6 protein-coding genes and 1 pseudogene are annotated in these 7301 nt (G+C 74.4%); 3 read left to right on the top strand and 4 right to left on the bottom strand.

Annotation, left to right across the window (positions count from 1 at the left end; all coding sequences use genetic code 11):
- A pseudogene (locus BMX97_RS19675) lies at nt 1–373 on the top strand (methyl-accepting chemotaxis protein); the annotation flags it as partial.
- A 55-nt stretch (nt 374–428) separates the two neighbouring features.
- Here the strand turns inward: BMX97_RS19675 and BMX97_RS19670 are convergent.
- The 4 genes from BMX97_RS19670 to BMX97_RS19655 form a co-directional block, all read right to left on the bottom strand.
- Complete coding sequence (locus BMX97_RS19670) at nt 429–1319, bottom strand: NAD(P)H-hydrate dehydratase (protein WP_091752977.1); 891 nt, start codon at nt 1317–1319, stop codon at nt 429–431.
- Nucleotides 1316–2080: a histidine phosphatase family protein gene (locus BMX97_RS19665; protein WP_091752976.1), complete on the bottom strand. Its 765-nt coding sequence runs from the start codon at nt 2078–2080 to the stop codon at nt 1316–1318. The genes BMX97_RS19670 and BMX97_RS19665 overlap by 4 nt, the downstream gene beginning before the upstream one ends.
- Nucleotides 2081–2256: 176 nt before the next feature.
- Nucleotides 2257–2628 carry a type II toxin-antitoxin system VapC family toxin gene (locus tag BMX97_RS19660; protein ID WP_244538523.1) on the bottom strand — a complete coding sequence of 124 codons (372 nt, stop codon included), beginning with the start codon at nt 2626–2628 and terminating at the stop codon, nt 2257–2259.
- 8 nt (nt 2629–2636) lie between these two features.
- A complete protein-coding gene (locus BMX97_RS19655) occupies nt 2637–2870 on the bottom strand; it encodes a type II toxin-antitoxin system Phd/YefM family antitoxin (RefSeq protein WP_091752974.1) in 234 nt (77 codons plus the stop codon).
- A 225-nt stretch (nt 2871–3095) separates the two neighbouring features.
- Between BMX97_RS19655 and BMX97_RS19650 the strand changes: the two genes are divergently transcribed.
- Both BMX97_RS19650 and BMX97_RS19645 read left to right on the top strand, forming a co-directional pair.
- Nucleotides 3096–3662: a (2Fe-2S)-binding protein gene (locus tag BMX97_RS19650; protein WP_210187656.1), complete on the top strand. Its 567-nt coding sequence runs from the start codon at nt 3096–3098 to the stop codon at nt 3660–3662.
- A complete protein-coding gene (locus BMX97_RS19645; protein WP_091752972.1) occupies nt 3659–7210 on the top strand; it encodes a molybdopterin cofactor-binding domain-containing protein in 3552 nt (1183 codons plus the stop codon). The genes BMX97_RS19650 and BMX97_RS19645 overlap by 4 nt, the downstream gene beginning before the upstream one ends.
- The last annotated feature ends 91 nt before the right edge of the window (nt 7211–7301 follow it).

Here is a 7301-nt window from a genome sequence, read left to right as displayed (position 1 = left end):
CGCCACCCAGACCGCCAAGGCGACGGAGGAGATCGCCGGGCAGATCGGCGAGATCCAGGGCGTGACGGATCAGGCGGTGGCGGCGATCGGGGCGATCACCGGTCGGATCCGCGAGATCAGCACGGTGGCGGTCTCGATCGCCTCGGCGGTGGAGCAGCAGGGCGCGGCGACGCAGGAGATCGTCCGCAACGTCTCGCAGGCCGCGAGCGGCACGAGCGAGGTGACCGCGAACATCGCGGGCGTCGCCCGCGCTTCGGAGGATACCGGTGCGGCCGCCTCCCAGGTGCTCGCCTCGGCCTCCGAGCTGTCGCGCCAGTCCGAGCACCTGTCGAGCGAGGTGCACCGCTTCCTCGACACCGTGCGGGCGGCCTGACTTGAACGGCCCGCTCGCCCCGGCGGGCCGCCGCCGGGGCGAGCGGGGTGCCGGATCAGAGCGTCCCGTCGGCCACGTCCCGCATCAGCCCCGGCACCTCCCCGGGCAGCTCGCGCGCGAGGAAGCCGATCGGGCCGCGGCTCTCGCCGAGCCGCCGCCCAGCCTCGCCGTGCAGGAAGACGCCCCAGGCCGCGGCCTCTCCGGGCTTCGTGCCGCGGGCGAGCAGCCCGACGATGATCCCGGCGAGCACGTCGCCCGAGCCCGAGGTGGCGAGCCCGACGCCGCCGCCGGCATAGTGCCAGGTCTCGCCGGCCGGATCGACGACCCAGGTCTCGGCCCCTTTCATCACCACGACGGCGCCCAACCGCTCGGCGGCCTGGCGTGCCGCCGCGAGGGGATCGGCCTCGACGGCCTCGCGCTCGCAGCCGAGGCAGCGCGCCATCTCGCCGGCATGGGGCGTGAGCACCACCCGGCCGGCCCGCGCCCGCACCGCCTCGGCCTGCTCGCACAGGCCCTCGATGCTCGCCGCGTCGAGGACGAAGGGCGCCTCGGCCGGGCCGGCGAGCAGCGCGGCGGTGAGCGCCCGGGTCGGCGCGCCGGCCGTCATGCCGGCGCCGACCAGGATCGCGGCGGCCCGCTCGGTGCGGGGCAGGAGCACCTCGGCGGCGACCCGGTGGTCGACATGGCCGTCCTCGCCCTCGGGCAGGCGCACCACCAGGGCCTCGGGCACCGCGAGGGCGGCGTGCGGCGCGGTGCCGGCGGCGATCGACATCTGCAGCTTGCCGGCTCCGGCCCGGAGCGCCGCAGTGCCGGCGAGGATCGCGGCGCCCGGCACCTCGACCGAGCCGGCGACCACGAGGGCGCTGCCGCGGGCCTCCTTGGTGCCGGCGCCGGGATCCGGCAGGGGACGGCCGCGCAGGGTCGCGGCGTCGATCGTGACGGTCATCGGGCGGCCCCCGTGGCGTCGGGCTCGGCGGTCACCGGGGCGCCGGCCTGCCGCAGCGGCGCCACGACATTGTAGCGTCGCAGCACGAGCTTGCCGCTGCTGCCCTGGCGCGGGTCGAAGGCGTATTCGGTGACGCCGCAATTGGCGACGTCGCCCTCCCGGTCGATGGCGAGGATCTCGTCCTCGGTCATGCCCTCGATGAGGTAGCGCAGGCATAGCACCACGACCTGGTGGCCGACCACCAGCACCCGCCTCCCGCCATAGTGCAGCGACACGGTATCGAGGGCGCTGCGCAGCCGCAGGATCACGTCGCACCAGCTCTCGCCGCCCGGCGGCCGGTGATAGAACTTGCCGAGCAGCTGGCGCAGCTCGGCCTGCTCGGGATGGAGCTGCGTGATGCCCTCGCGGGTGAGCCGGTCGAGGATCCCGAACTCCTTCTCGCGCAGGCGCTCGTCGGTGACGAAATCGAGCAGCGGGTCGGCGACGCCGCCGGCCTCGCGGATCAGCCGGGCGGTCGCCTCGGCCCGGCGATAGGGCGAGGTCAGCACCACGTCGGGCCGCTCGGAGGCGGGCATGTCGGCGAACCACCGTCCGACCGCCGCGGCCTGGCGCTCGCCGAGGGCGCTCAGCGGCACGTCGACGTCGCGCCCGGCGATGTCGATATGGGTGTGCCCCGCCGCCTGCGCGGCGTCCCGGGCGACGTTGCCGGCGCTCTCGCCGTGCCGCACGATCCAGATCCGGTCCGGCCAGCGCTGCTGCATTGCTCCCCCCGAGTGTCCGGGAGGGTCAGCTAGCGGAGGCGGCAGGGTCCGCAAGCGGCGGTGGCTGCGGCGCTTTCGTTGGACTTGGCCGGCCAGCCAGCCCGTGCCGCAAAGTCATCGGACCGAATTCCGGTTCAGGAAGGCACGGTCGAAACGTCGGGCGAGCGAGATCCCGATCACCATACGCGCGGGACGATGCCGTCGAATGCGACGTCGGCCGAGACGAGCGGGACATGATAGTGCTGCGCCGTGGCGGCCAGCAATCGGTCGAAGGGATCGCGATGAGCCCATGCCATCGTCCCGGCGACGATGCAGATGTCGGGATCGAGCCCCGCCGCAACGCCACCCTGCTCCGAGAGGAGAATAGGCAGCTGCGGGAGGTAGGATTCCATCTCGGGCCATTTTCCGAGACGGACCTTCTGGGCGATCTCGAAGATGCTGATCGGGCTGATGAAAACCCGATCCGCCGCCGTGATCGCATCGACGGCACGCATCGACAGGCGCTTGTCCCCGGTCAGGCTCCAGGCCCAGGCATGCGTGTCCAGCAAAACCGAACTCACCGCCCACCTTCCCACAAATCGAGATCGTCCTCCGGCATCGGCTCGAAGAAGTCCGGGCCTTCTCCGAGTCTGTCCTTGAGCAGGCCGATCTTGAACGGCGTTCGGCGGATCGGAACCAGTCGGACCACCGGCTTATCGCCCTTGGCGATCACGACCTCCTCGCCGTCGAGCGCGGCCTCAATGAGCTTGGACAGGTTCGTTTTGGCCGCGTGAATGGTGAATTGCTTCATGCGCCGGCTCCTGGTCCGAAAAGGTCGCATCACCTCACCACTTAGTCAACTTAGCTAAGAAAGAACGGATTCCCGGGAGGCTCCGCCCACGGAGCCCCGCTTGGCCGAGCTTTTGCAAGCCCGGCGACCGGGTTCCGGTCCGTCCGGAAATCTGTGAGAACAAGGCAACCGGCAAAAAGTCGGGTCTCGGGGCAGGACGAAGCGATGCAGGACGAGGGGCGGCCAATGGCCGAAGACGCGCGGCTCGCGGCCACGCGCCACCGGCTCCACGTCAACGGACGCGGCGTGAGCGTGGAGGCGGCGCCCGGCACCCGCCTGCTCTACGTGCTGCGCAACGACCTCGCACTGAACGGCCCGAAATACGGCTGCGGCCTCGGCCAGTGCGGCAGCTGCACGGTGCTGGTCGACGGGCGGGCGCTGCGCTCCTGCGCGATCCCGCTGCGGGCCGCGGTCGGGCGGCGGATCACCACCCTGGAGGGGCTGGCGGAGGGCGGGCGGCTGCACCCGGTGCAGGCGGCGTTCATCGCCGAGAACGCCGCGCAATGCGGCTACTGCCTCAACGGCATGATCATGACGACCGTGGCGCTGCTCGCCGCCAATCCCGACCCGAGCGAGGCCGAGATCCGCGACGGTCTGCAGGCCAATCTGTGCCGCTGCGGCACCCATGTCGAGATCCTGCGCGCGGTGCGCGCCGCCGCCGCGCGGCTGCGCGGGACGGCCCACGCGAGCGCCGCGGCACAGGAGAGCGCCACGGCACGGGGGAGCGCCGCGGCACAGGGGAGCGCCGCATGACCGACTCTCCCGCGGCGCGCCGGCGCCACTGGCAGGAGGCGGGCGACCTCCTCCTCGTCTACCGCGAGACGATGGGGCGCCCGCCCCGGCTCGGCGACGCGCCCGGCGCCGCGCTGGCCGCGGGGCCGCAGCGCGCGCTCTACCTCGCGGTCGATGTCGAGGGCCGGGTCACCGCCTTCAACGGCCACGTCGATCTCGGCACCGGCATCCGCACGGCGCTGGCCCAGATCGTCGCCGAGGAGCTCGACGTGCCCCTCGCCCGGGTCGCCATGGAGCTCGGCAGCACCGCCACCGCCCCCGACCAGGGCGGCACGATCGCCAGCGAGACGATCCAGATCGCCGCCGTGCCGCTGCGCCAGGCCGCGGCCACCGCCCGCCGGCACCTGATCGAGGCGGCCTCGCGCCGGCTCAACCGCGGCACCGGAGAACTCGTCGTCGCGGCCGGCACCGTCCGGGTCGCGGGCGAGCCGGATCGCGCCGTGGCCTACGGCGACCTCGTGCGGGGCGGGCGCACCGAGCTGACCCTCGATCCCGACGCGCCGGTCAAGCCGGTCGCGGAGTATACGCTCGTCGGGCAGCCGGTGCCCCGGGTCGACATCCCGGCCAAGGCCGTCGGCGCCTTCACCTACGTCCACGACGTGCGGGTGCCCGGCATGGTCCACGGCCGCGTGGTCCGGCCGCCCGTCCCCGGCGTCGAGACGGCGTTGGGCACCCTCCTGCTCGGGGTGGACGAGGCCTCCGTCGCCCACATCCCGGGCCTCGTCGCCGTGGTGACGCGCGGCGACTTCGTCGGCGTGGTCGCCGAGCGCGAGGAGAACGCCGCCGAGGCGGCGCGGGCGCTGCGGGTGACCTGGCGGCCCGGAGCGACGCTGCCCGACCTCAACCGGCCCGAGGCGGCGCTGCGCGACAACCCCGCCACGGGAAGGACGCTTCTCGACCGCGGCGACGTCGAGCGGGCGCTCGGCCACGCCGAGGCGCGGCTCGACCGCACCTATGTCTGGCCCTACCAGATGCACGGCTCGATCGGCCCGTCCTGCGCCGTGGCGGCGTTTCGCGACGGGGACCTCGTGGTGTGGTCGGGCACCCAGAACCCGCACGTCCTGCGGAGCGACCTCGCCACCCTGCTCGACCTGCCCGAGGACAGGATCGCGATCGAGCGCCACGAGGCGGCGGGCTGCTACGGCCGCAACTGCGCCGACGACGTCGCGGCCGATGCCGCGCTGCTCGCCCGGGCGGTGGGGCGGCCGGTGCGGGTGCAGCTCACCCGCGAGCAGGAGCATGCCTGGGAGCCCAAGGGTGCGGCGCAGGTGATGGACGTGCGCGGCGGCCTCGATGCCGAGGGCGGGCCGGCAGCCTACGACTTCGAGACCCGCTACCCCTCGAACGGCGCGCCGACGCTCGCGCTGATCCTCACCGGCAAGGTGGCGGCGGCCCCCGCCACCTACCCGATGGGCGACCGCACGGCGGTACCGCCCTACGCCTTCGGCAACGCCCGGGTGACGGTGCACGACATGCCGCCGATCGCCCGCGCCTCGTGGATGCGCGGCGTCTCGGCCCTGCCCAACACCTTCGCGCACGAATCCTACATCGACGAGCTCGCGACAGCCGCCGGCATCGACCCGATCGAGTACCGCCTGCGCTACCTCCCCGATCCCCGCGCCGCCGACCTCGTGCGCGCGGTCGCCGAGCGCGCCGCCTGGGTGCCGCACACCCGGCCCGGCACCCATGGCGGCTCCGGCGACGTGCTGTACGGGCGCGGGTTCGCCTACGCGGTCTACGTCCACGGACCGTTTCCCGGAAAGGCCGCGGCCTGGGCGGCCTGGGTGGCGGACGTCGCGGTCAACCGGGTCACCGGCGAGGTGGCCGTGACCCGGGTGGTGGTCGGCCAGGATTCCGGCCTGATGATCAATCCGGACGGAGTGCGCCACCAGATCCACGGCAACGTCATCCAGTCGACGAGCCGGGTCCTGAAGGAGGCGGTCGGGTTCGACGCCACCGGCGTCACCAGCCGGGAATGGGGCAGCTACCCGATCCTCGCCTTCCCGCAGGTGCCTGAGATCGACGTGCTGATGGTGCCCCGCCCGCACGATCCGCCGCTGGGTGCGGGCGAATCGGCCTCGGTGCCGAGTGCCGCGGCGATCACCAACGCGCTGTTCGACGCCACCGGCATCCGCTTCCGCGAGTTGCCGCTGACGGCCGAGGCCGTGCGCGCCGCCCTCAACCCGCCGCGGATCGCCGGCCCGGACGACAGGCCGCGCCGGCGCCGCGGCTTCCTCGCCGGGCTGTTCGGCGCCGGAGCCGGGGCGCTGGCGCTCGCCACCACCCTGCTGCCCTGGCGCCCGGCCTATCCGTCGATCGAGCGGCCGGATCCGTCCACGTATTCCGCCGCCACGATCGCGCAGGGGCGTCTCGTCGCGGCGGCCGGCGCCTGCCTCGTCTGCCATGCCGGGCCCGGCGGCCGGGGCTTTGCGGGCGGGCGCGGGCTTGAGACGCCGTTCGGCACGGTCTACGCCTCGAACATCACGCCGAACGTCGGCACCGGCATCGGTGGATGGTCCTACCCGGCCTTCGCCCGGGCGATGCGCGAGGGCGTGTCGCGCGACGGGCACCACCTCTACCCGGCCCACCCCTATCCGAGCTTCGCCGGGATCGCGGAGCGCGACCTCCAGGCGCTCTACGCGTACCTGATGGCGCAGAGCCCGGTGGCGGCATCGGCGCCCGAGACGGTGCTGCGCTTCCCCTTCAACCTGCGGCCGCTGATGGCGGACTGGAACGCACTGTTCCTCCGCCCGGTCGCCACCGCCGACCCGGCCCGCGGGCCGGACTGGAACCGCGGCGCGTACCTCGTCGAGGCGCTCGGCCATTGCGGCGCCTGCCACAGCCCGCGCAACGCCCTCGGCGCCGAGCGCCGGGGCGCGGCCCACCTCGCCGGCGGCTTCGCCGACGGGTGGGAGGCGCCGGCCCTGACCGCCCTGTCCCGCTCCCCCCTGCCCTGGACCGAGGACGACCTGTTCGCCTACCTGCGCACGGGCCGCTCGACCCGCCACGGCAGCGCCGCCGGCCCGATGGCCGACGTGGTCGCGTCCCTGAGCCCCCTGCCGGATGCCGACATCCGCGCCATGGCGGTCTATCTCGCGAGCCTCGCCGGCGCGGCCCCGGCGCCCCGGCCGGCCGCCGCCGTGGCGACCGCGCCCCCGGCCGGCTCCGCCGCCCTGTTCCGGGGCGCCTGCGCGGCCTGCCACGAGGGCGGGGCCGGCGGCGACCTCGTGCCGCTCGGCCTCGTCACCTCAATTCATAGCGCGCACCCCGACAACCTGATCCAGGCGGTCCTCAACGGGGTCGCGGCGGCGGCCGAGCGCTTTCCGGCCCCCGATCCGGCCGCCCCGCCCGCCGCGATGCCGGCCTTCCGCGACACCTTCACCGACCGACAGGTGGCGGACGTCGTCGCCTACACCCGCGCCCGCTACGCGCCCGACGCCCCGGCCTGGAGCGAGCTGGAGGCGGCGGTGACGCGCGTCAGAGGCGCGAGGCCGCACGCGGGCGGGTGAGGACCCGCCCGACCGGGCCGGACGGGACCGGGACCCAGGCTGCCCCGCGGGCCTCCGTGGGATCTCGGGCGCGCGAGGCCCGGCCACCGCG

Origin of the sequence: Methylobacterium sp. ap11 (assembly GCF_900110515.1) — a bacterium.
Taxonomy (GTDB): Bacteria; Pseudomonadota; Alphaproteobacteria; order Rhizobiales; family Beijerinckiaceae; genus Methylobacterium; species Methylobacterium ajmalii.
This window is presented reverse-complemented; position numbering and strand designations above follow the sequence as displayed.

Bases quoted from the DNA above. Each gene is read 5' to 3' on its own strand.
- BMX97_RS19670 (WP_091752977.1), bottom strand. From the start codon at position 1,319: ATGACCGTCACGATCGACGCCGCGACCCTGCGCGGCCGTCCCCTGCCG.
- BMX97_RS19665 (WP_091752976.1), bottom strand. From the start codon at position 2,080: ATGCAGCAGCGCTGGCCGGACCGGATCTGGATCGTGCGGCACGGCGAG.
- BMX97_RS19655 (WP_091752974.1), bottom strand. From the start codon at position 2,870: ATGAAGCAATTCACCATTCACGCGGCCAAAACGAACCTGTCCAAGCTC.
- BMX97_RS19650 (WP_210187656.1), top strand. From the start codon at position 3,096: ATGGCCGAAGACGCGCGGCTCGCGGCCACGCGCCACCGGCTCCACGTC.
- BMX97_RS19645 (WP_091752972.1), top strand. From the start codon at position 3,659: ATGACCGACTCTCCCGCGGCGCGCCGGCGCCACTGGCAGGAGGCGGGC.